The 23,927-nt window shown below is 68.3% G+C and carries 21 protein-coding genes; 18 read left to right on the top strand and 3 right to left on the bottom strand.

Annotation, left to right across the window (positions count from 1 at the left end):
* The first annotated feature begins 41 nt into the window (after positions 1-41).
* The 6 genes from H0264_RS25685 (at position 42) to H0264_RS25660 (ending at position 4,940) form a co-directional block, all read left to right on the top strand.
* Complete coding sequence (locus H0264_RS25685; RefSeq protein WP_181579914.1) at positions 42-1,250, top strand: phthiocerol/phthiodiolone dimycocerosyl transferase family protein; 1,209 nt, start codon at positions 42-44, stop codon at positions 1,248-1,250.
* A 158-nt stretch (positions 1,251-1,408) separates the two neighbouring features.
* Positions 1,409-2,251 (top strand): alpha/beta fold hydrolase, encoded by an 843-nt coding sequence (locus H0264_RS25680; RefSeq protein ID WP_181579913.1) that lies wholly within the window; start codon positions 1,409-1,411, stop codon positions 2,249-2,251.
* Positions 2,252-2,267: 16 nt separating this feature from the next.
* Entirely contained in the window at positions 2,268-2,819 is a 552-nt protein-coding gene (locus H0264_RS25675) for a DoxX family protein (RefSeq protein WP_181579912.1), read from the top strand.
* 26 nt (positions 2,820-2,845) lie between these two features.
* On the top strand, positions 2,846-3,502 hold the full coding sequence (locus tag H0264_RS25670; protein WP_244975946.1) for a TetR/AcrR family transcriptional regulator: 657 nt from the start codon (positions 2,846-2,848) through the stop codon (positions 3,500-3,502).
* A gap of 90 nt (positions 3,503-3,592) precedes the next feature.
* The gene (locus H0264_RS25665) at positions 3,593-4,096 is read left to right on the top strand and encodes a VOC family protein (protein WP_181579911.1); all 504 of its coding nucleotides are present in this window, start codon (positions 3,593-3,595) and stop codon (positions 4,094-4,096) included.
* 34 nt (positions 4,097-4,130) lie between these two features.
* Positions 4,131-4,940, top strand: a complete 810-nt coding sequence (locus tag H0264_RS25660) for a MerR family transcriptional regulator (protein ID WP_181579910.1) — start codon at positions 4,131-4,133, stop codon at positions 4,938-4,940.
* Here H0264_RS25660 and H0264_RS25655 read toward each other — a convergent pair.
* Positions 4,882-5,820, bottom strand: a complete 939-nt coding sequence (locus H0264_RS25655) for an RNA polymerase sigma factor SigF (RefSeq protein ID WP_181579909.1) — start codon at positions 5,818-5,820, stop codon at positions 4,882-4,884. The genes H0264_RS25660 and H0264_RS25655 overlap by 59 nt on opposite strands.
* A gap of 339 nt (positions 5,821-6,159) precedes the next feature.
* Between H0264_RS25655 and H0264_RS25650 the strand changes: the two genes are divergently transcribed.
* The 4 genes from H0264_RS25650 to H0264_RS25635 all read left to right on the top strand — a co-directional run bounded on the left by H0264_RS25650 (position 6,160) and on the right by H0264_RS25635 (position 10,450).
* Entirely contained in the window at positions 6,160-7,482 is a 1,323-nt protein-coding gene (locus tag H0264_RS25650) for a cryptochrome/photolyase family protein (RefSeq protein ID WP_181579908.1), read from the top strand.
* A 270-nt stretch (positions 7,483-7,752) separates the two neighbouring features.
* Complete coding sequence (locus H0264_RS25645) at positions 7,753-8,589, top strand: MerR family transcriptional regulator (RefSeq protein WP_181579907.1); 837 nt, start codon at positions 7,753-7,755, stop codon at positions 8,587-8,589.
* Between the two features lie 107 nt (positions 8,590-8,696).
* Entirely contained in the window at positions 8,697-9,281 is a 585-nt protein-coding gene (locus H0264_RS25640; RefSeq protein ID WP_244975945.1) for a TetR/AcrR family transcriptional regulator, read from the top strand.
* Complete coding sequence (locus tag H0264_RS25635) at positions 9,278-10,450, top strand: NADH:flavin oxidoreductase (RefSeq protein ID WP_181579905.1); 1,173 nt, start codon at positions 9,278-9,280, stop codon at positions 10,448-10,450. Before H0264_RS25640 ends, H0264_RS25635 begins: the two co-directional genes overlap by 4 nt.
* Here H0264_RS25635 and H0264_RS25630 read toward each other — a convergent pair.
* On the bottom strand, positions 10,442-11,773 hold the full coding sequence (locus H0264_RS25630; RefSeq protein ID WP_244975944.1) for an MFS transporter: 1,332 nt from the start codon (positions 11,771-11,773) through the stop codon (positions 10,442-10,444). The two genes, H0264_RS25635 and H0264_RS25630, sit on opposite strands and share 9 nt — an antisense overlap.
* 402 nt (positions 11,774-12,175) lie before the next feature.
* On the opposite strand from H0264_RS25630, the gene asnB reads away from it, so the two are divergent.
* Complete coding sequence (gene asnB, locus H0264_RS25625; RefSeq protein ID WP_181579904.1) at positions 12,176-14,116, top strand: asparagine synthase (glutamine-hydrolyzing); 1,941 nt, start codon at positions 12,176-12,178, stop codon at positions 14,114-14,116.
* Positions 14,113-15,312 (top strand): cytochrome P450, encoded by a 1,200-nt coding sequence (locus tag H0264_RS25620; protein ID WP_181579903.1) that lies wholly within the window; start codon positions 14,113-14,115, stop codon positions 15,310-15,312. Before asnB ends, H0264_RS25620 begins: the two co-directional genes overlap by 4 nt.
* Here the strand turns inward: H0264_RS25620 and H0264_RS25615 are convergent.
* On the bottom strand, positions 15,309-15,974 hold the full coding sequence (locus tag H0264_RS25615; RefSeq protein WP_231085289.1) for a TetR/AcrR family transcriptional regulator: 666 nt from the start codon (positions 15,972-15,974) through the stop codon (positions 15,309-15,311). The two genes, H0264_RS25620 and H0264_RS25615, sit on opposite strands and share 4 nt — an antisense overlap.
* A gap of 52 nt (positions 15,975-16,026) precedes the next feature.
* Here H0264_RS25615 and H0264_RS25610 point away from each other — a divergent pair, with 52 nt between their 5' ends.
* From H0264_RS25610 to H0264_RS25585, 6 genes are all read left to right on the top strand, one after another.
* Positions 16,027-17,367: a lipase family protein gene (locus tag H0264_RS25610; protein ID WP_181579902.1), complete on the top strand. Its 1,341-nt coding sequence runs from the start codon at positions 16,027-16,029 to the stop codon at positions 17,365-17,367.
* A gap of 495 nt (positions 17,368-17,862) precedes the next feature.
* Positions 17,863-19,665: a hypothetical protein gene (locus H0264_RS25605; protein WP_231085291.1), complete on the top strand. Its 1,803-nt coding sequence runs from the start codon at positions 17,863-17,865 to the stop codon at positions 19,663-19,665.
* A 32-nt stretch (positions 19,666-19,697) separates the two neighbouring features.
* Entirely contained in the window at positions 19,698-20,960 is a 1,263-nt protein-coding gene (locus H0264_RS25600; RefSeq protein ID WP_231087358.1) for an LGFP repeat-containing protein, read from the top strand.
* A gap of 47 nt (positions 20,961-21,007) precedes the next feature.
* Positions 21,008-21,268: a hypothetical protein gene (locus H0264_RS25595; RefSeq protein ID WP_181579899.1), complete on the top strand. Its 261-nt coding sequence runs from the start codon at positions 21,008-21,010 to the stop codon at positions 21,266-21,268.
* Positions 21,269-21,494: 226 nt separating this feature from the next.
* On the top strand, positions 21,495-22,334 hold the full coding sequence (locus H0264_RS25590; protein ID WP_338040094.1) for an adenylate/guanylate cyclase domain-containing protein: 840 nt from the start codon (positions 21,495-21,497) through the stop codon (positions 22,332-22,334).
* Positions 22,335-22,451: 117 nt separating this feature from the next.
* Positions 22,452-23,894, top strand: a complete 1,443-nt coding sequence (locus H0264_RS25585) for an ABC1 kinase family protein (RefSeq protein WP_244976287.1) — start codon at positions 22,452-22,454, stop codon at positions 23,892-23,894.
* The last annotated feature ends 33 nt before the right edge of the window (positions 23,895-23,927 follow it).

Below are 23,927 nucleotides of genomic sequence, written 5' to 3'. Positions count from 1 at the left end.
GCGGCAGGCGAGATCGTCTCGGACTGATCGATCACGGCTTCGTGCCGCGCAAACTCACCGTCAGCTATGTGGCGATCTGCACCGGTGCGGTCGATATCGCGCTGCTGCACAACGCCTTCGGGTTGCTGTGCCGCAAGTATCCGATGCTGACCGGCACGATCGAGAGCACCGGCGGCCAGTGCTCGCTGCGGATTCCCGGCGACGACACGAGCGCAGCGATCACCGAGACCGTGGCGGGCCCGATCGCGGACTGGCTCGCCGGCGCGGGACTCACGCCGCTCGATCCCGCGCACTGCCTCGCCAAACTCGCCATCGTGGACGAGGGGGACAGGACGGCGGTCGCGCTGCAGGTGTGCCACGCGATCAACGACGCCACGCTGGGCTTGGACCTGCTGGCCCGCTTCTGGCGCATTGCCGCGAGTCTCGCCGGGAACGCCGCGTGCCCGGACCTCACCCCGGTCCACCCGCGCAACCTCGAGCACGCATATCACACCCGCGGCCTGACCCTGCCCGAGCTCGCCGCCCCACCGGCGGGCCGGGTGCACAGCATCCCGGCCACCGACCTCGGCGCCGGCCCGGGGTTCGCTCCCATGCCGGCAGGTCGGATCACCCTGTCGCGGGCCGACACCGCCGCGCTGCGCGCACACGCGCGGAATTCGGGGACGACGTTGCACGCGCTGCTGTCCGCCGCGATCGTGCGGGCCGAACGCGCGATGCTCGCTGAATCCGCCGGTGTCGCAACCGAACTGCCGATGATCATGTTCCATCTCGTCGATCTGCGCGGCCACCTGCGTCCCGCCGCCCGCCCCGACGAGGTCACCAACGCGCTGGGGTTCGCGCCGACCCTTACCGCGTGCGATCCCGGCACCGGTCTGGACGTGCTCGCGACTCGGGTGAAAGCGCAGATCGTCGCCGGGATCGAGGACGGGGCAGCGCTGGCGGTCATGCGGGCCGCGGCGGCGGTGGCCGCGCACGGTGGTCCGCGCCAGGGCGTCGGGAACTTCATCACCAACTGGGGTGTGGTGCCCGACCTCACCGTTCCGGCGGGGATCGAGATCGTCGACTTCCGTGGCTTCGCCACTTCCGAGCCGGTGAGCTGGGTCGGCTACTTCGTGTCGACCTTCGCCGGGCGGTGCAGCATCGAACCGGCGTTCTCCCCGCGCTTCCACGCGCCGGCGCAGATCGCCGCACTGCGCGAATTGATCCACGCCAACCTCGAGCGGGCGACGACCCGCGCCCGGTCCCGATAGGAGACTGCCCGGCGTCCCCGCGGACGCCGATCGCCGCGGGCGGCGGATCCCAGGTTGGCAAACCCATCGAGTTACGTTACAGTCACTCACTGTAACGAAAGTGAGTGGTTCTCCCGCCGAGCGGGACGGGCCACATCGTTGAAGGAGAAGGACATCCCATGAGCAATCACATCGTCGCCTCGATCGCAGCCGCGCTGTCCTCGCTGGTGCCGGGCGCACACCACGACCGTGACGACGACGGGCAGCCCAAGCCGACAGTGGTGCTGGTCCACGGCGCGTTCGCCGACGCTTCGGGCTGGGAGCAGGTCGCAGCGCGGTTGCACCGGCGCGGCTTTCCGGTGATCGCGGCGCCCAACCCGCTGCGCGGCCTGGCCTACGACACCGCTTATCTGCAGGGCCTGCTGGCCGGGGTGGAAGGTCCGAAGATCCTGGTCGGGCATTCCTACGCCGGCGCGGTCATCTCCAACGCGGCCCCCGCCATCGCCGATGTCGCCGCCCTGGTGTTCGTCGCGGCGTTCGTCCCGGAGGAGGGCGAAGCCCTCGGCGGGTTGCTGGAAGCACACGCGGACGCTTCGGTGCCGCCGCTGCCGCAGCAGGTGTTCACCGTCACCCGCCCCGACGGCTCCACCGGGGCCGAAGTCTGGCTGGACCAGTCTCGGTTCGGAACCGCGTTCGCCGCCGACGTCGACGCCACCACCGCCGCGTTCCTGGCGATCTCGCAGCGCCCGGTCGCCGCCGAGGCGTTCGGCGAAGCGGCCACGGCCGCGGGCTGGAAGACCATCCCGTCCTGGGCGCTGATCGCGACCAAGGACCACGCCATCGCCCCCAGCTTGGAGCGATTCATGGCCGAACGCGCCGGCGCCACCATCACCGAGGTCGATTCCTCGCACGCGGTCATGCTCAGCCACCCCGACGCGGTCACCGAGCTCGTCGAGCAGGCCCACCAGGGCGCCCGCCACCACTCGAACCCGCTCACTCACGACGTCACCGAGCGCCGGTAACTATCAAGGGGCACAAATGGATTCGTTCGATATCGCCGTGCTGGGGCTGCGTGCCGGACTCGGTGCGATGCTGATTGCGCACGGCTATCACAAGATCTTCCTCGGCGGGCGGCTGGCCGGGACCGCGGCCTGGTTCGAGAGCCTGGGGATGACCCCGGGCCCGCTGCACGCGCGGGCGGCCGTGGCCACCGAAATCGGTGCCGGGCTCGCACTGGCGGCCGGGTTTCTCACCGCCCCCGCGGCGGCGGCGTTCGTGGCGCTGATGCTGGTCGCCGTGGTCACCGTGCACCGCCGCAACGGCTTCTTCGTCATGGACTCCGGCTGGGAATACAACTTCCTGATCGCCTTGGCCGCAGTCGTGGTCGCCACCCTCGGCGCCGGTCGCGTCAGCGCCGAACAACTGCTGTTCGGCCACCCGGTGCTCACCGGTTGGACCGGGCTCGTCCTGGCCGCGGCGGGCGGGCTCGCCGCGGGGACGGCGCAACTGCTGTTGTTCTACCGGCCCGCCCCTGCGGCCCGCCACCTCGATACCGGTCGCGCCTCCGACGGTTACAGTCCAGTCTTGTAACGCGACGCAGCAGTGAAGGGGAAGCCGTGACCCGACCGCACACCGAACGCGACAACCAGCCGCCGGCGCACAAGTCGGGCCCGCGCGGCGGGCGACCCCGCGATCCCGCCGTCGACGAGGCCATCATCGTCGCGACGCGCCGCCGCCTGGTCACCGACGGCTACACCCGCATGGCGCTCGGCGACATCGCCGCCGACGCCGGGGTCACCCGCCCCACCCTCTACCGACGCTGGCCGGGCAAACTCGAACTCGTCATCGATGCCCTCGACTACGGGCTGCGCGCCCAAACCGCCTCCACCCCACCGCTTTCCCTCGACGAGCTGACCCCGCGCGAGGCGTTCACCGAAGCTATCCGCCGCGTCGACCCCTGCTATCACAACCCCGATGCCATCGTCCTGCAGGGCGGATTCATCAGCGAAGCCGACCGCGTCCCCGAACTCCTGAATCACCTCGTGACACGCGCCGTCGAACCCCGGGTATCCCAGGTCGAAGACGTCCTGGCGCAGCTGATCACCCGTGGCGCGGTGCGGCCCGGCATCGATATCCGCACCGTCGCCACCATGGTCTTCGGCGCATACTTCGGGGCATTCCTGCGCGGCGAGGACGCCGGCACCCGCGCCGGACTCGCCGACAAACTCGCCGCCACCCTGTGGCCCGCCCTCACCGCCGACGCGACCCCCTGATCAAGGCCCGTCGCCGGCGTGGCCACGGGTACACGAAGGTCGGATGTCGGGGCTTGACCCTTACGTCGCGTGAGGCTCGAGGATGGAGTCATGACAGAGACTTATCCTGCGTTCGAGATCAGCCCTGTGCCGGTTCCCGGTGTTGATGTGCAGGCTCCGGAGTTGTTCCGGGGGCTGTATGGGATGCCCATGTTCGTGACGGTGCCTACGGCGGATTTGGCTGAGTCCGTGGAGTTTTGGGTGGAGGGGCTGGGGTTCTTCGATTTGTTCTCGGTGCCGGGGGAGCTGACGCATTTGCGGCGGTGGGCGTTTCAGGATGTGTTGTTGCTGCCGGGGGAGCGGGCGGTCGAGGCGGCGGGGATGACAGTCAGTTTTTCCTGTGTGCTGGGGCAGATCGAGGAGATTGCGGGGGCGTGTGAGCGGATGCGGCCGGGGAGTACCAGCGGGCCACGGGTGATGCCTTGGAACTCTGTGGAATTGGAGGTTCGGACGCCGGAGAATATTCGGGTGATCATGACTGCTGCGCGACCGCTCGATCCGGACAGTGCGGAGGCGGCGCATCTGCGGGCCATGGGGATCACGGTGCCGGAGTAGGGCGGTGCATCGGGCGGCTGCGAGACTGGAGCGCATGGGTGATCCCGCGTTCGACGGTGCCGACGGGCTGACCGTGGGTGCTGTCGCGGCGCGGGTGGGCGTCACCGTTCGTGCGCTGCACCATTGGGATTCGATCGGGCTGGTCAGTCCGTCCGAGCGGTCCGAGGGCGGGTATCGGCTGTACACGATGGGCGATCTCGCACGGATTCATCGCGTGCTGATCTATCGCGAATCGGGTGTTCCGCTCGGCGAGATCGGGGCGCTGCTCGATGCGCCGGCTGCCGAGGCGACGGCCTCGCTGGTACAGCAGCGGGATCGGGTGCGCGAGCGGGTCGCGCAGTTGCGGCGGATGGAGGATGCGCTCGACCGGATGATCGATGCCCGTGAGAACGGCATCCTGCTGTCCGACCGGGAACAGGTGGAGATCTTCGGAAACCGGTGGCAGCCAATGTGGGTCGGCCAAGCGCGGGAACGCTGGGGTGACACCGCCGAGTGGGCGCAGTACGCCGAGAACGCGGCCGGGCGGACCGCCGCCGACTGGCAGCGGATCGCCGACGACCTCGAGGCACTCCATGCCGAATTGGCCGCGGCGCACCGTGCCGGGGTGATTCCGGGCAGCGCCGCGGCCGACGCACTGGCAGAACGGCATCGTGCGTCGATCGGCGCGTACTTCGATTGCACGCATTCGATGCATGTCTGCCTGGGTCGCAGGTATGCCACCGAGGCCGGATTCGCCGCCTTCTACGACGGTATCGAACCCGGTCTCAGCGGCTGGCTGCGCGCGATCATCGAAGCGAATGCTCGCGCTCACGGCGTCGATCCCGAGACCGCGACCTGGACCTGACGGGCCTGGGTTCGACGCCGCGCGCTCGGGCTGCCCGGGCCGCCGCGGCTCGCGGAGGGCGCTGGCGGTCGGGGGGCGCGGGGGACTCGGCCAGCGCCTGCTTGCGCAGCTTCGCCAGGGTCGCGGACAGGATGCGGGAGATCTGCATCTGCGAGACGCCCAGGCGCTCGGCGATCTGGTTCTGGGTCATGTGCTGGTAGAAGCGCATGGCCAGGACGGCACGCTCGCGTTCGGGGAGTTTCGCAATGAGCGGGCGCACCACCATCGCGTCCTCGAGCAGGCGGTAGCAGGGTTCTTCCGCGCCCAGCGTATCCACCGCGGCGACACCCGTGCCCGCCTCCTCGGTGCGCAGGGTGGCGTCGAGGGAATCGGCCTTGTAGGCATTGCCGGCGATGAGCGCCTGCGTGACCTCCAGCAGATCGACCCGCAGCTCCTCGGCGATCTCGCGCGCGGTGGGCATGCGGGACAGGCGCTGGGTGAGTTTCTCCACCGCGGGCCCGATACTGAGCTGAATCTCCTTGGTGCGGCGCGGGACTCGCACCGCCCAGGTGTGGTCGCGGAAATGGCGGCGCACCTCGCCCATCACGGTCGGCACCGCGAAGGACACGAATGTGCTGCCGCGCGTCACATCGAAACGGTCCACGGCCAGGACCAATCCCACGGTGGCGATCTGCTGCAGGTCGGCCAGATCCTCGCCGCGACCGGCGAAGCGGCGCGCGATGTGCTCGGCCAGGGGCAGGCAGGTGCGGATGATCTGCTCGCGCAAGGGTTCGCGATGTGGATCATCGGCCGCGAGTGCGCTCAACTTCTCGAACCAGGGTTCGATGTGGTCGTAAGCGTCACCTCGGTGGTCTGATCGGTTCGGTTCAGCGGTCGGCATTGGCTGCTCCTCGCACTTGTCGAACATCCGACTCCAGTGGCGTACCCGTCTCCTTGTTATCGAAACGTAACGGCGTACAGAACGCGGCATGCGTCACTCTTGCATCGATAGTTCGGAGAATCTGCTGGATCTATGGCCGAACGCATCGAATGTGCATCGATAAGGAGCTAGGCTGGCTGACACGAGCCGCCAGCGCCGCACTGTTCACGGCGCCCGCGATGGTGGCGTCGTCACGGTGTGGCAGCGCCGCTCATGCCGTGCCGGCGTCACCTTGACGGGTGCCGAACCGGTGCCGCCCGGCCGGAACGGATATCGGACAGGGGATCGGAAGGAGCAGGGGTGAGCGTTGCCGTCGCGCTGTTCACGCGTGATCTGCGGACCCGGGACAATCCGGTCCTGGCGGCCGCGGTGCGGGCCGGGACGGAGGTGGTGCCACTGTTCGTTCTCGACGACGGCATCCTCGGCCGGAAACCCGGCGCGGCCAATCGAATCCGCTTCCTCACCGCCGCCCTCGCCGAACTCGACAGCGAATTGCGGGCGCTCGGAGGACGACTGGTGGTGCGTCGCGGAGCGGTTGCCGACAGCGTCGCGCGGGTGGTGGCCGAAACCGGCGCGGACAGTGTGCATCTGGCCGCAGACGTCAGCCGCTACAGCCGCGAGCGCGAGCGTGCGCTCCGGGAACGCCTGGCGCACACCGGATGCCGGGTCCACGCCCATGCGGGCTCCATAACCGTCGTCGATCCGGCCGCCCTGCGCCCGGCCACCGGACGCGAACACTTCGCGGTCTTCACACCGTATTTCAACCGCTGGCTGGACATGCCACTGCGTACGCCGCTGCGGCGACCGGCCCGGCTGCGGCTCCCGCGAATCGAGAGCGACACCCTGCCCGCCGCCGCGGACCTGTGCGGCGACCCCGGCTCGCCGACGCTGGCGGTCGGCGGCGAGACCACCGGACGGAAACTCTTGCGCGAGTGGCTGTCCGGGCCGGTCGAGCGCTATCACACCGACAGTGACGACCTGGCCGCCGCGCCGACCTCCCGGCTCTCGCCGCACCTGCATTTCGGCTGCCTGTCCCCGGTCGAGGTGGTGCACCGCACCGACCTGTCCACCCCGGGCGGGCACGCCTTCGCCCGGCAGCTCGCCTGGCGCGATTTCCATCACCAAATCCTGTCGGCCACACCGGAAACCGCCTGGCGCGACTACCGTCCCCGACCCGTGCGCCGCCACGACCCCCAAGCGGTCGCCGCCTGGGAAACCGGCCGCACCGGCTACCCCGTGATCGATGCCGCCATGCGTCAACTCCTCGCCGAGGGCTGGATGCCCGGCCGCGCCCGCCTGATCGCCGCGAGCTTCTTCACCAAATCCCTCGGCCTGGACTGGCGCATCGGCGCGGCGCACTTCGAACGGTGGCTCGTCGACGCCGATCTCGCCAACAATCGCATGAACTGGCAGTGGGCCGCCGGCACCGGCACCGACACCCGCCCCAACCGTGTGCTCAACCCGCTCCGCCAAGCCGACCGCTACGACCCGCAGGGCGCCTATGTGCGCCGCTGGATCCCGGAACTGGCCGAGCTCCCCGGCCCGGCCGTCCACCGACCCTGGCGCGCCGGCCTCGCCGCCGCGGACTACCCGCCCCCGATCATCGAGTGCAACGGGATGTAATGCGCTGCGCCGCAGCAGGTTCGCCGGGTATCTCGGCGACAATGGCGTACCCGCGAGGGACGCGGGCAGGATCTCGCGTACTGCCGGGTGCCGACGGATCGGGCATCGGCCGGGCCCCGGGATCTCGCGGGCGGCGCGGGTGTTCGCGCTGACGCGCCGGGCCGTGGTGGGAGCCGTACGCGGAAAGCGGCGGGTGCGCGGTTAACCTGACGGGCAACCGCCGCCCGACCGGTCGGCGGGACCGCACCGCCGAGCGAGGAGGCCCGTCGCATGCCCGCCGCCGATCATCGTGCCTATCCGGTGCGGGTCGTCGCGGAACGGCTCGGGATACCGGTGGCGACCCTGCGCAGCTGGAATCAGCGGTACGGGATCGGCCCGCAGCAGCGCAGCCCCGGGCGGCACCGGCTCTACAGCGAGGCGGATATCGTTGCGGCGCAGCGCATGCTGGAGTTGGTGCGCACCGGGACGAGTCCGGCCGCGGCGGCGCGGATCGCGGTGACGCCGGATTCCGTACCGGCTCCGGCCGATACGGTGGCGCCGCTGTTGAACGCCGCCTTCCGTCTCGATGCCTCGGATTGCGCGCGGCTGCTCGACGCGCAGTTGCGGCGCTACGGCGTGCTCGCGACGTGGGAAGGGTTGTGCCGCCCCGCATTTGCCGAGATCGTGCGACGCCAGGGTGGCGGCGAGGGCTGCGTCGATGTCGAACATCTGTTGTCCTGGAGCATTATCGGCGCGCTGTACCGGGGGGCGCCGCCTCCGGGACCCTCCGGCGCGCCCCTGCTGTTGCTGGCCTGTACGCCGAAGGAACAGCACAGCCTGCCCCTGGAGGTGCTGCGCGCGGCGCTGGCCGAAACGGGCCGCCCAGCCCACATGCTGGGACCCGATCTGCCCGTCGCCGCGCTGCGCGAGGCGCTGGGCCGGCCGGAGCGTGCGGTGATCGTGGTGCTGTGGGCGCACAGCCCGGACACCGCGAATCTGTCGGCGATCGAGGTGGGGCTGGATGCGCGGGCCGAGGTGTTCGCGGCCGGTCCGGGCTGGCCGGACGCGCTGCCGGGGGCGGTACGGCGGTTGCACGAGCTGGATGCCGCTGTGGCACAGCTGAGCTGACGGTTTCGCGCGGCTGATCTGAGGTTCTCCTGCGATTGAGCGGTCAGCTTCACACATCGATTCAATCAATGATTGAAACGGTTGTTGAAACGTGTTTCACTGGCGGGGTGGTTGAGAGAGTTACCGCCGCAGCGGCGGGCACGAGGGAACGGCTGCTCGCGGCGGCCGAGCGGCTGCTGCTCACCGAGCGCTACGAGGCGGTGTCGGTGCGCGCCATTTGCGTTGCGGCGGGGGTGAATCCGGCCGCGGTCCACTATCACTTCGGCTCGAAGGAAGCGGTGGTGGCGGCCCTGGTCGAGGACCGACTGGGCCCGCTGTGGGCGGACCGGCTCGCGGAGGTCACCGCCGCGCCCGCATCGATCGCGGCGGTCGTCGACGCGGTGCTCGCACCCTTCCGCGAACTGGATGCCGACCCGGTCGGCCGGCTGCACCTGCGCTTGCTCGCCCAGGTCGTGCTGGTGCAACAGCCGATGGCGTGGAAAGGCCGCTGGTTCTCGATGGATTCGTGGACCGGTCTGCTGCCGGATCTGAGTGCGTCCGAGAGCCGCCGGCGCTGGATGCTGGCATTCGAGCTGATCATCATGCAGTTCGGCGCTCGGACCGGGGACCGGGAACTGTCCACCGAAGCGGTGGCGGTCCTGCGCGATTTCGTGGTCGCCGGTTTGACCGCACCGGCGGGAGGCGCGCGATGAACGACGTGTTCGCACCCGCGACCCTGGGCCCGATCACCTTGCGCAACAGGGTGATCAAAGCCGCGACCTTCGAAGGCCGGACACCGGACGCACTGGTGACCGACGAACTCATCGATTTCCATCGCGAGGTGGCGGCGGGCGGGATCGGCATGACGACCGTCGCCTACTGCGCGGTCGCGCCGGGCGGGCGCACCGATCGCCATCAGCTGTGGATGCGCGCGGAAGCGCTGCCCGGCCTGCGGCGGCTGACCGACGCCGTACACGCTGAGGGCGCAGCGGTTTCCGCGCAGATCGGTCATGCCGGGCCGGTGGCCAATGCGGCCTCGAACCGCCTGCCCGCGCTGGCGCCGAGCCGCATGTTCAGCCCGCTGGGCATGGCCCCGATGAAAGTCCCCGATGTGGCCGAGATCCGGGACCTGATCCGCGCCCACGCGAATGCCGCGACCCTTGCCGTGCAGGCCGGATTCGACGCGGTGGAAATCCATTTCGGGCACAACTACCTGGCGAGCTCGTTCTTGAGCCCGCTGCTGAACCGGCGGCGCGACAGCTACGGCGGCACCCTGACCGCCCGCGCCCGCCTGGCCCGCGAAATCGCCCGCGCGGTCCGCGAAGCCGTGGGCGACCGGCTCGCGGTGACGGCGAAACTGAATATGGAGGACGGCGTCCGCGGTGGGCTCACCCTCGAGGACTCCCTCCAGGTGGCCGCCTGGCTGGAAGCCGACGGCGCGCTCGACGCCCTCGAATTGACCGCGGGCAGTTCACTGCTCAACCCCATGCTGCTGTTCCACGGCGACGCCCCGCGCCGGGAATTCGCGAAAGTTCTTCCGACTCCGGCCCGTCTGGGTTTCAAGGTGGTCGGCCGGGCCTTCCTGAAGGAATACCCGTACCAGGAGGCCTACCTGCTCGAGCGGGCCCGCCAGTTCCGGCGAGAGCTGTCCATGCCGCTGATCCTGTTGGGCGGCATCACCAATCTCGACACCATGCACCGCGCCAGAGCGGAGGGTTTCGAGTTCGTCGCCATGGGCCGTGCGCTGCTGCGTGAGCCGAAACTGTTGCAGCGGTTGCAATCCGAGCCAACTACCCAGTCGGCGTGCGTGCACTGCAACAAGTGCATGCCGACCATCTACACGGGCACGCGCTGTGTCCTGCGCCCCGCAAGCTCACCGTAGCGCGCCCTGCACCGCCGGAGCCGCGTCGACCGGGTCGGCCTGGGGAATCTCCGTGCCGCGCAACGATGTTCCCGCGGTTTCGCGCAGGAACACGCAGGCGACCAGGCCGATGAGCGACGCCCCGACCATGTACACGGCCGGGAACAGGCTCCACCCGGTCCCTTCGATCACCGCTTCGTTGATCAGCGGGGCGGTGCCGCCGAAGGCGGCCGTGGACACGTTGTAGCCGAAGGCGAAGCCCGCGTACCGCACATGGGTGGGAAAGATCGCCGGAAAGGTGGAGCTGATGGTGGACAGCTGCGGCACATACAGCAGCCCGAGCACCACGAATCCGATGATGGCCCAGGCGGTTCCCTGCCCCATGAGCTGATACATCGGGATGGCGAGCACGGTCAGCCCGATCAGCGACACGAACCACAGGGGCCGCCGCCCGACCCGATCCGACAGCCGCCCGAAGAACGGCAGCGACACCATCATGACCACCTGCCCGATCAACATCATTGCGGTGGTGGCGGATTCGCCCATTCCGATGGTGTGCTGCAGATAGGTCGGCTGGTAGGTGAGCAGCGTGTAGTTCACGACATTGAGCGCGATCACCAGGCCCACCAGGGTCAGCGTCTCGCGCCGGTAGGTGGTGAGCACGACCCGCAAACCGCCCGGGGGAGTGTCCTTGTCGGCGATCTCGTCGAAGACCGGGGATTCGTCGAGCCGATTGCGCAGATACCAGCCGATCAATCCGAGCGGCAGCGCGAGCAGGAACGGAATCCGCCAGCCCCACTCGTACATGGCGTCCGAGCCGATCGCGAGCTGACAGGCCAGCACCACCGCGGAACCGCCCACGAACCCCGCGAGCGTGCCGAATTCCAGGAAGCTGCCCAGGAATCCGCGTTTGCGGTCCCCGGCGCACTCGGCGAGATAGGTGGCCGCGCCGCCGTATTCACCGCCGGTGGAAAAGCCCTGCACGACCCGCAGCAGAATGAGCAGCACCGGCGCGAGCCAGCCCGCGGACGCGTGCGTGGGCAGGATGCCGATGGCCCCGGTCGCGACCGCCATGAGCAGAATCGTGGTCGCCAGCACGGCTTTGCGGCCGACCCGGTCGCCGAGCGGTCCCCACACCATGCCGCCCAGTGGCCGCAGCACGAACGACACCGCGAAGCCGAGCATGGTGCCCAGCGTGCCCAGTTCGCCCGGGAAGAACGCGGCCGTCAGGTAGGTGGCCGTCGCCGCGTAGACGCCGTAGTCGAACCATTCGGTCGCGTTCCCCATCGCCGAGGCGGCGACGGATCGGCGGAGCGGAAACTCCGCGGTCGTCGGATTCGTCATCGTGCTTGCCCTTTCCCGGCCCGCGTACGCGGACCTCGATCAGTTGCCACGACGCCGGAACGTCGTGGACTTCGCACGAAAGAAACCGTTACCCAGGCTTACGGTCGGTCAAACAGACGCGGGTGCGGCCGCTCGCCGGCGTGCCCGCTCTCACCGGGGGCGATACCCCGAAATGTGAGCCCTGACACAGACTGATTGGTTTGCCAGGGGTGGGCTTTGGCGCACGAGACAAGATCGGGTGGCATCCTGCTGTCTCCGGTGACAGAGTTCGCCCTCCGCCTGCGCGCTGCGGGCGGGTGCCACTAGGCTCCCGCTGTATCCGTCCCGATCGCGCCGGAAGACGTTGCGGCCGAGCATTATTCGTGGTGAACCACCGGGGCGTCGATATCGAAGGGGCAGTATATGTGTGGTATCAGCGGGATCGTCGATTTCGCCGAGGCGGTCGAATCCCAGCGGATCCATGCGATGAACGCGATACTGCGACATCGAGGCCCCGACGACTTCGGTATCTGGGCCGACCGGCACGTGGCGTTCGGATTCCAGCGCCTGGCGATCGTGGACGTGGCGCACGGCCGCCAGCCCACCGGCAATGAGGACGACACCATCCGGGTGGTGTTCAACGGCGAGATCTACAACCATCGCCGGCTGCGCCGCCTGCTCGAGGACAAAGGTCACCGCCTGCGCAGCGGCAGCGACGCCGAAGTCATTCCGCATCTCTACGAGGAATACGGCGACCGCTTCGTCGAACACCTCGACGGCGACTTCGCGATCGCGGTGTGGGACAACCGGAATCAGCGCCTGATCCTGACCCGCGACCGCGTCGGGGTGAAGCCGCTGTTCTACTACCACAGCGGCAGCCGGGTGGTGTTCGCCTCCGAGATCAAGGGCATCATGGCCTCGGGGCACTACGACATCGAGATCGACCGGCAGGGCATGGCCGATTGCCTGTTCTACGGGCATACCATTGCGCCGCACACGTTCTGGCGCGATGTGCGCGACCTGCAGCCCGGCACCATCGCCACCATCGACGCGAACGGGATCCGTTCCCGCCGCTACTTCACCGTGTTCGAACGACCCGATCCGGACAAGCCGCTGCTGAAGGGCCGCGCCGCCATCGAGGCCTTCAGCGAGCGCTTCACCGCCGCTGTGGCCAAACGAGTTCCGGACGAGGTCCGCGCCGGTGTCGCGCTCAGCGGCGGCCTGGACTCCTCGGCGATCGCCGCGGTCGCCGCCAAGCGTTGCGCGTCGCCGCTGCCCACCGCCAGCCTGCATCTGACCGGTGAGATCCACGACGAGACCGACATGTCGCGGCTGGTGGCCGAGTCGCTCGGGGTGCGCAACGACGAAGCCGAGATGACCGGCGCCCGCGCCTGCGAACTGCTGCCGAAGAGCATGTGGCACTTCGAATCCCCGTTCTGGTACGGCGGCGTCGCCTCCCCGTTCCTGGACCTGACGCGGCTGGCGCGCGATCAGGGGCTGACCGTGGCCATGAGCGGCGACGGCTCCGACGAACTGCTCGCGGGCTACGACTTCTACCGGCTCATGAAGATCAGCTCCAAGCTCGACGCGCTGAAACTCGGCGCCCTGCAACCCATGCTGTGGCAGCAGGCCACCAAATGGGTCGGCGCACCCTCGGGTCTGGATCGCCACATCTCCTGTGTGGCAACGCGATTCGGTGAGTACACCGACCGTTTCGGTCAGGTGCCGCCCTGGATCTACCTGTGGAGCGCACTCGACGAAGCCGTGAGACCCGCTGTCACGGACCAGCTTCCGGCGCCGTCGCCGCTGGCCGCGCCGCCCCGGCACACCACCCTGCACCGGCAGATGCACTTCGAGTTCTCCACCCGCCTGCCGCACTGGGTGCTGCCCATCTCCGACCGGCTCGGCATGGCGCACAGCGTGGAGGTGCGGGTGCCGTTCCTCGATCGGGACGTCATCGACATCTGCGCCGAAATCGACCCCGGCATGCTCGTGCACCTGGGCACCGAGAAGTACGTGCTCAAACGGGCCGTCGCCGACGTGCTGCCCAAGCAGATCGTGCGCCGCCGCAAGAAGCCGTTCATGACCCCGGTCGGCGGCTGGTATCTCAGCGGACCGGGCGCGGAACTGGCCGGCGATCACCTGTCACAGGACGCCGTGCGCCGCTACGGCCTGTTCGATCCCGTTGCCACCGAGAAGATCTGGCGCACCGCGGTGGACGGCGCGGGCACCTGGGAGGGCGCGGCCGCCGAATGGGCCGCCATGTCGGTGCTGTGCACGCACATCGTGCTCGACCAGTTCACGCCCGAGCGGGTGCGCGCCGCCGCGACCGTGGAACCGCACACCGTGGGAGCCCCCGCATGACCACCACCGCCGTGCCCGTCACCACCCGCCGCGCCGCCGAATGGCACGAACTCGCCATCCACGCCGCCGCACAACCCGGCCTGGCCGTACTGCTGTCGGCCGCACTGCTGGCCCGCCCGCTGCGCAAGCTGCCGGGACTGGGCTGGGTCGTGCCCGATGCCCGGCTCGCACGCGAAATCCACGGCGACAGCGACCATTTCAGCATCGTCCACGACGGCGCCTCCGGGCACTGGTGGGGCCAGATGCTCGGCGATTTCGTCTACGACCGTTTCGAGGGGCCCAACCACACGCAGTTCCGCGGCCAGGTCAACGACCTGTTCACCAGACAACGCTCCGAAGCCCTGGTCGAACGCGCGGTCGGCCCCATGCTCAGTGCACTGCGCACGGACCTGGCCGCCGGGCGCACGGTGGATATCGCGCGTTTCTCGCGAATCTTCACCACCCGCATCATGATCGACCAGGTGGGCCTGCCCGTCCCGGACTCCGACGAGCCGTGCCTCGAGCTCTTCCACGCGGTCGAGCAGCTGGCCGATCTCGGCAAGGGCAATTGGGCGACAACCGTTGTGCCGCCGCGCAACCGGCGTCGCGGACGGGCCCTGGCCGCGCGGATCGGCGCCGGTGTGGCGGGGGTGTACGACACTGCCGGGCCCGACACCGCCATCGGCCGCTGCCGTGAACTCGGCTTCGATCGCGACGAAACCCGCGGCGTCATCGTGCTGTTGATCGTCGCGGGCACTGTGACCCTGGCCAGCACCATGGGCCGACTGGTGGCGCTGCTGCACGACACCGGCAGCCATCAGCGGCTGCTGGCGGATCCGGGATTGATCCCCGACGCGATCCGAGAAGGGTTGCGGGTCACCAGCTCCATGCCGATCGTGGGCCGCGGCGTCACCGCCGATGTCGAACTCGCCGGGCGGCAGCTGCGCGCCGGAGACCGCGTCAAGATCATGACCTGGTCCATCGCCAATTCCGTCGGCCGCTTCGACCTGGACCTCGGCTACGTCCCCGAAACCCGTCAACTCTGGTTCGGCGGCGGCAAGCACATGTGCCCGGGCGCGGCGCTGACCCACATCGAGCTGACCCGATTCCTCGAAGCCCTGCTCGCCGCCGGCCGGCCGTGGTCGATCACCAAGCGGCGCTACCGGATCAACGCGTTCGTCCCGATCTACCGGCAGCTCGACCTCGCGCTCGCCTAGTCGGCGGGCCTGCGATAGTACGGCGCGGCGATATCCGGGCTGATGGCCGGAACGCCGCGACCGTTGCGCGGCTGCCGATGCGCGAGCACCGCCGCGGCGTCGGCCGCATTGTTCGAGGTGAGCCGCACGGCGGCGCGTTCGAGGATGGGCAGGATGTCGGCGACCGTGCGGGTGCCGTCGGCGCATTGCCCCAGCAGGGAATACGCCATGTTCGACAAGACCGAGGCGATGTCCTCGACGTAGGCGGGATCGGCTCCGGCGACGACCTGCGCCGCCACCGGGACCACGGCGTCGAGTCCCTGATTGTCCAGGCGCTGCCCGCCCGGGCCCGAGCGCGCCCGATGATAGGCGGTGAGCATCGCCGGATGCTGTTCCCACGGCCGGAATACGTGCCGCATCAAGCGAATCAGGCCGTCGCACAGGGGCTCCCGGGGATCGGGCGGCTCGAGTTCGGCATAGGTGTTGGCCGCCATCCAGACTTCGATCGCCGCGACCACCAGCAGATCGCGGGTGGGGAAGTGCTTGTAGATGGTCGCCAGGGAAACCTTTGCGCGGCGGGCGATCTCGCGTAGCTGGATGGCGTCGTACCCCTCGGAGTCGAGGGTGGACATCACGACTTCGATGATGCGGCTGCGCACCGCCTCTTCCGTCTCCTTGGCCACCCCGCTACAGTAACGCCGTTACCGAGTAACCGGGTTACCGAGAAAGCAGACGATGTTCGGACAACTGCCTGACTCCCCGCCGAAGACGCAGCGGCGCAAGACCTTCCGGAATCTGATCGGACTGGCCGCCGCGCTGTGCGTGGGGGCGGCGGTCACCGCCGTCGCCCCGGGGTCGGGCAGCGCCGACCCGGCCGGCGACTTCTACACTCCGCCCGCACAATTCGACACCGCGCGCGGAGCCGTCATCAAGACCGCCGACATGCCGGTCTATCTGGCACAGCCGTCGGAGACCGGAAAGTGGCCGCTGCCCGCGAAACTGGTCATGTACACCACGCGCACCCAGGACGACGTCCCGATCGCGGTGACCGGCACCTTCATCGACGCCACCCAGCCGTGGCAGGGGACAGGCCCGCGCCCGACCGTCGTCATCGCACCCGGCACCACCGGGCAGGGCGATCAGTGCGCGCTCTCGCGCGCCTTCGCCGTGGGCATCTACGCCACCATCACGCCGCCCACGCTGTCCGCCAATCAGGAGGCGCTCTCGGCGCTCGCCTGGAACTCGCTCGGCGCGCGGGTGTTCGTGCCGGACTACATCGGCATGGGCACGCCCGGCATCCACACCTACGCCAATCGCATCGAGGAGGCGCACGCGGTCATCGACGCCGCGCGCGCCGCGAATATCTTGTCCGGCAGCGGAACCGACACGCCGCTGGCCTTCTGGGGCTACTCGCAGGGCGGCGGGGCGAGCGCCGCGGCCGCGGAGATGCAGCCCAGCTACGCACCCGAGCTGAACCTGAAGGGCACGTGGGCGGGCGCGCCGACGGCGAATCTGCGCGAGATCCTCGATCGCATCGAAGGATCGCTGATCGGCGGCGCGGTCGGTTACGCGCTGAACGGATTCGTCGACCGCTACCCGAACCTGAAGCCGGAACTCGATTCCCGCGTCACCCCCGCGGGCCGGGCCCTGCTGGACGAACTCGCCACCGGCTGCATCACGGACATGATCGTGCAGCGTCCGTTCCTGCGGACCACCGCGTTCACGGTGGATCAGCGCCCGCTGGCCGATCATCTGAAGGAGATTCCGGAGGTGGACGCCGTTCTGCGCCAGCAGCGCACCGGCTCGCTGACCCCGGGTTCGCCGGTTCTGATCACCAGCGGCATCAATGACGACACCGTCCCGTATGCCCAGACCCGGCAGCTGGCCAGCGACTGGTGCGGCCAGGGCGCGGCGGTCACCTTCCGTACCAACGAGCTACCGCCGATCCTGTCCGGGGCCACCATCCCCAATCACTTCGGGCCCGAGCTGCTCGACGGATTCGGCACCAACGGCGCGGTCGCCTACTTGGTCGATCGGCTCAATGGGGTGCCCGTCGCTGGGTGCACCTTCGATTGATTCGTCGTCGGGCTCGGGTGACTCGATTGAGACCGAGCCCGACGGCCCGTCGGAATGTCCGAATACGCCGGCGCGCCAAAGGATTCTCGCCGCGCACGAAGGTTGTGACGGCATCCCTCTCGCCGCCATCGCGCCTACCTGGGATCGGCTGCCGACTCAGACATCGCCGCGGCTGACGCCGCAGCGATCGGCCCGGTTACCGATCTGATACCGAAAACGCGCGTCGCGCAGAGTTTCGGCCGGTGTGGACCGCCTTCTCGGATCTCTGATTTTCGCGAATGACCACTGGTGTAAATGCCTGACCGGGCGTCGTCGTGAAACATTCGCCCGCGATCTTTTCTCCTGGGGTTGACTGCTCGCTGGAATGTCTGTGACAGTTTGCTGGCCCATAGGACGCTACAGCCATGAAGGAATGTGGTGGCGGTTACAGAACTCGGATAATCCCAGGAGGAAGCCATGACTCGGTTCGAGAAGAGCTCCAGATCATCGCATGAAGTGTCTGAGCCACTTAAGGTTGTCGATCAGGTTATCGATCGCCCGTACACCGTGCAGCGGCTGGTGGAGCGGCCCGTCGAAAAGATGGTCGACAAACCGGTAACCGTGGAGCGCATCGTGGAGCGGCTGGTGGTCGACACCGTCGACAAGGTGGTGGACAAGCCCGCGCAGGTGACCAGGCTCATCGAGAAGCCGAAGGTCACCGTGGTGGACGAGGTTCGGGAGAAGCCGGTCAGCGTCAGCCGGGTGGTGGAGAAGCCCTCGGTGACGGTCACCGACAAGGTGGTGGACAAGCCCGTCACCGTGGAACGAGTCGTGGAGAAGCCCTCGGTCAAGGTCACCGACAAGGTGGTCGACAAGCCAGTCACCATCGAGCGGCTGGTCGAGAACCCGATGGTCAACATCATCGACAAGGTGCACGACAAGCCGATCGAGATCCAGCGCATGATCGAGAACCTGATCGTCACCGTGGTGGACAAGGTGCAGGACAAGCCCACCCAGGTGCAGCGGCTGGTCGAGAAGATCATCGTCAATATCCGCGACAACGTGGTGGACAAGCCGGTCACCGTCGAGCGCCGGATCCAGCAGCCCAAGGTCCAGATCGTGGACAAGGTGGTCGAGGTGCCGGTTGAGCAGATCGTCGAACGCGTGGTGGAGAAGCCGGTCGAGAAGATCGTCGAGCGCATTGTCGAGAAGCCGGTCGAGAAGATCGTCGAGAAGGTCATCGAGGTGCCGGTGGAACGGATCGTCTACAAGACGGTCGAGAAGCCGGTGGAGAAGATCGTCGAGGTGATGGTGGAGAAGCCGGTGGTCAAGGTCCGGCAGATCCCCAGCGAAGTGATCGTGGAGAACATCGTGGTCAAACCGGTCGAGAAGACGGTCGACCGGGTGGTGGAGAAGATCATCGAGACGCCCAATGTCATCGAGAAGGTCGTCGAGCGTCGCGTCGACAAGACCGTCGAACGGGTCATCGAGAAGCCGCACATCGTCGAGAAGGTGATCGAGCGGCCGGTGGACAAGACCGTCGAGAAGGTCGTCGAAAAGCCGCACGTGGTCGAGAAGCTCATCGAGCGGCCGGTGGACAAGACCGTCGAGAAGGTGGTCGAGAAGCCGAACATCGTGGAGAAGGTCATCGACAAAGTCGTGGACCGGGTGGTCGAGAAGGTGGTGGAGAGGCCCAACATTGTCGAAAAGGTGGTCGAGCGGGCGGTCGACAAGACCGTCGAGGTGATGGTGGAGAAGCCGAACATCACCGAGAAGAAGATCGAGCGCCCGGTCGACAGGATCGTCGAGACCGTCGTCGAAATGCCGAAGATCATCGAGAAGCTGGTGGAGAAACCGGCCGAGAAGGTACTCGAAAAGATGGTCCAGAAACCGGTTCTGGTGGAGAAGACCGTCGAACGCGAAATCGAGATGGTGACCGAGCGCATTGTGGAGAAGCCGGTCGAGAAGATCGTGGAGAAGATCGTCGAAAAGCCGGTGATCAAGGAAGTCGAGAAGATCGTCGAGGTCGTCGTCGAAAAGCCGGTGCTGGTGCAGAAGTTCGTCGAGAAGCCGGTCGAACGCGTCGTCACGACCGAGGAGACGGTATCCACCACCGTGCGTCAGATCGCCGGCGCCGCGACGGACGTCAAGGCTGTCGTGCGCGAAACTCGGCCCACGGACGTCGATTTCATCGAACGCTCCACCGGCCGGCATCCGATCGACCACATCGTCGGCAAGGACTCCGACGTCCTGCCGGGCGAAGAACTCACCGGCCATCAGCGCATTCACGAACACCAACACGACCAGCAGCGCCACTGAGGCCGATCGTCGACTGCAGAGGAGTTCGCGTGATGTACACCTTCGAACGAAAGTCCTTCTCGCACTGTGTCTCGACCGGAGCCTTCCTCGGCATCATCGGTCTGGGGCTGCTCGGTGGCCCCGCAATACCGGCCTGGGCGGATCCGCCGGCCCGGGCGGTCGAGGCAATCGACCACCGATACGCCGAATTCGGCGGCGCCGGTTCGTTTCTAGGCACGCCGCTCGCCGCCGCCAGCGATATCGGCACCGGCGCCGAGCGAAACTATCAGGGCGGCACCATCTTCTACTCGCCGGACCACGGCGCGAAGATCATGTACGGCGACATCCTGGAAAAGTATCGCGCCCTGGGCGGACCGGCGGGGCCGCTGGGCTTCCCCGTCAATGACGAGAGCGTCGCCGACGGGGGCGGCCGATTCAATGATTTCGCGCAGCCCGGCGGCGCGGCCATCTACTGGAGTCCGGCATCCGGGGCGTGGCTGGTCCGCGGTCCGGTGCTGGACGCCTACAAGGCCAGCGGCGGCGTGACCGGTCCGTTCGGTTACCCCGCGTCCGATACCGATACCCGTGACGGCGTCGAGGCCGGCCGGTTCAGCGGTCCCGGCGGCACCGAGATCTCCTGGTCGCAGGAGCGCGGTCTCACCACCGACCCGGCCGCGCTGGCCGCCACATTGCCCGGATTCAAAGCCATCCAAGGAAACGCCATGTTCGAACCGGAAGGAAACGGCGGGCCGGGCTTCCCGTCGGTCAGCGTGCCGAAGCCGAATATCGCGGTACCTCAGGTGAATACCGGCGGCGGAATCAATCGGTGGTGGGGCATTCCGATCGGCCTGGCAGCCACCGCCGCGGCGGCCTCGCTGCTGCGCTTGTTCGGTCCCCGCCGCGGCGACGGGATCACCTCGATCGCGATGAGCGGTCCGGCCACACCGAAGCCGGCCATGCGCACCGAGGTTCCCCGACCTGTTCCATCGGTGAACACTTCGGTGCCCGCACCCAAGCCGAGGGGAACCCATCCGCGGGAACTGCCCCGGGAATACGAGACCCCGCAGACCAGGAGCCTGTCACGCTTCACCGGTGCGCCGCCGGCCGGGAAGCCGCAGCCGAATCCCACCGGGCGTCAGGTGCTGAAGGGCTCCGCCCAGGAGCCCGCGCGTCCTCGGCACGCGTTACCTGAAACGGTTGTGCCGGAAGCAGATCCGCTGTACCTGACCCGTGATGCGGGGGGTATCGATGTCTTCTACGAGAACAATGCCATCGGTATCAATCAGCGCAGTGTCGTGGACAAGAGCGACCCGTAGTCGCGTCACACGGAGTTCCAACACCAATCGAGAGTCAGGAGAGTGTCATGGAGTGGTTGCTCGGATTGCTGGGCGGTCTGCTCGGCGGAAACCTCGCCGGCGCGAAGACCGGCTTCGGGACAGCGGGAAATACCGCGGTGGGCGCCGTCGGCGGTGGCATCACCGGTGCGATCATCCAGGCGTTGACCGGTAGCGGTCTCGACCTGGGGCAGATCATCGGCCAGGTGGCGGGCGGCGGAGTCGTCGGCGCCCTCGCGACCGCGGTGCTCGGCGCGCTCGCGCGCGGGCGCAGCAAGACCCCGCTGTAGCCGCGGCGATGGCCCGCCCACGCGCCGATCCACACAGTATGGATCGGCGCGTGGGGCTGATCGAGGCGGGATAGCTGTATCTCTACAACGCTGTGACGTGCGTCGCTCGAGCGGAAAGTTTGCTGGCTGTTGTCTGCGGCCGCTCGGTAGCATCGCGGGAGCACAGCACTTCGAAATCTGCGGACTCAATGACGTGGCCGCTCACTCCGCTGCGGAGGTGTCGAGGGTGGCAGTCGAAGATCGATCCGAATTCTGGCGGGGCAGGCGTCCGGGCCAACTGTCGGCGCTGATGCCGGATGGCCGTCGCCGTGACCTCGTCAACGCCATCCGCAGGGCGCGGGAGAATCTGCCGGGCGATCCTGCCTTCGGGGATCCGCTGTCGGTGTCCGGTCCGGGCGGCGTGCGCGCGGTGGCCCGCGTGGCGGATCGGTTGAGTGGTGATTCACCCAGCGCCGCAAAGGAATTGGGTCTGGGCGCGCTGCAGGTCTGGCAGGCGCTCACGCAGCGTGTGGGCCGCAATCATGACGCAGCGCGGGAGGTGACCATCATGTTCACCGACCTGGTCGCCTTCTCGCACTGGTCACTCACCGTCGGTGACGAGATCACCCTGCTGCTGCTTCGCCGGGTTGCCGCAGCCATCGAACCGCCCATCGCGGAGTGCGGCGGCCGGGTGGTGAAGCGCATGGGCGACGGGATCATGGCCGTGTTCCCGTCCGGCGACGGCGGGGTGCGCGCGGCGGTGGCGGGCGCCCGCAATCTCGGCTCGATCGACCTCGCGGGTTACCGCCCGCGGATGCGGATCGGCCTGCACACCGGCAGCCCGCGCGCTATCGGCGGCGACTGGCTCGGAATCGACGTCAATGTGGCCGCGCGCGTGATGGAGAGCGGCGGCAACGGCAACACCATGATCTCGGGTGCCACCTTGGACACGCTGCGTGCCGCGACCCTGGGCGAGCTCGGATGCCGCCTCAGCAGCTATCACCCAGCCTCGCTGCGGGGCGTTCCGGCGGATCTGCGCATCTACCGGTTGGAGAACCAGCTGGCGATCCCGAATTCCGTTGGTTGACAACGAGATCGGTGGAAGGTCCGGCCCGCCTGGTCCGCTGTGACCGACGGCGAACACTCTCGATGATCATGGAATCGGACGGTGTGACAGACTGCGACAACAGGCGGAGGGTGGGTGATGCGGGTGAAAGGCTGGTTGGGCAGCGAAGCGCCGGGGCGCGTGATCCCCTTTCCCGGACGTGCCCGGGTGCAAGAGGCCGTGCCGCAGACGAGCCGGTTGAGTCGCGATCTGCGGTTGGCCGCGGTGCCGGTCGCGTATGCCGGGCGCCGGGCGGCAGGCTACGGCAAACGATTGCTGGGCAAGCCGGCGGCCGAGATCGACCGCGATATCCAGCTGCGCACCGCCGAGCACCTCGTAGAAGTGCTGGGTGATCTCAAGGGCTGTCTGGCCAAGCTCGGTCAGATGGCGGCCGTCTTCCGCTCCGCGGTCCCGCTCGCGCCCGCGGCGTTCGGGGAGATCGCGGGCGAGACCCTGAGCAGACTGCAGGATTCCGCGCCACCCATGATGCCGGCACTCGTCGAGCAGGTGATGGCGCGCAATCTCGGGCCGTCGTGGCGAAACCAGTTCCGGGAGTTCACCGATCGGGCCGCCGCGGCGGCCTCGCTGGGGCAGGTGCACCGGGCGGTGTGGCACGACGGCCGCGACGTTGCGGTCAAGATCATGTACCCGGGTGCTCGGGAGGCGGTGGCCTCGGACCTCCGGCAGCTGCGCAGTATGTCCGGATTGATCGGCGCGGTCATGCCGGGCGCGGATGTGTGCGCGGTCATCGAGATGGTGTGCGCCGTGGTCGACGGCGAACTCGACTACCGGCTGGAAGCCGCGAACCAGCAGCGCTGCGCCGATCTGCTGCGCGACGACCCGGAATTCCTGGTCCCCGATGTCGTGATGGTCGCCGATGAAGTCCTGATCAGCGACTGGCTCGATGGCGCCGCCCTGACCCGCGTCGTCGCGACCGGCACCGCCGAGGAACGCGGCCGCGCGGGACTGACCGTCTTCCGGTTCCTCGAGACCGTCGCCGACCGCGGCGGCATCCTCTACAGCGACGTGCACCCCGGCAACTTCCTCCTGCTGCCCGACGGCCGCCTCGGCGTCGTCGACTTCGGCGCAGTGGGCGGCTACCCGCCGGACTTCCGCGCCACGGTTGCCGACATCGCCGAGGCCCTGTTGAACGGCACCCCGGCCGACCTGGAAGACGCCCTCCGCGCCCACGGATTCGTCCACCCCGGAACAGCTTTCGACGCCGAAGAACTCCTCCGCATAGCCACGCCCTTCATCCAGGTCGTCTTGCGCGACGACTTCCACATGTCCACCGACTGGCTCCGCGACCAGGTGACCGACATCGCGGCGATCAGCCTCTCCAACGTCTTCCGTCAGATGACCCTCCCGCCCGCGCTGATCCCCCTGGCCCGCAAGGCGGGCACCACAGTCGGGACCCTCAGCCTCCTCGGCACCGACGGCATCCGCGGCGAACTCCTGTCCTGGTACCCCGAAATCGGGGACGCTGTGCGGCGCTACGAGGATCGAGTATCCGGACCTTTGGGCTTTCCGGGGCTGAGATAAAATCGGTGGTTCTTGTGCGCCGAGCGGGCACAC

The sequence above is a fragment of the Nocardia huaxiensis genome (assembly GCF_013744875.1).
Taxonomy (GTDB): Bacteria; Actinomycetota; Actinomycetes; order Mycobacteriales; family Mycobacteriaceae; genus Nocardia; species Nocardia huaxiensis.
The sequence above is the reverse complement of the archived record's forward strand: the minus strand, read 5'-3'. Positions and strand labels throughout refer to the sequence as shown.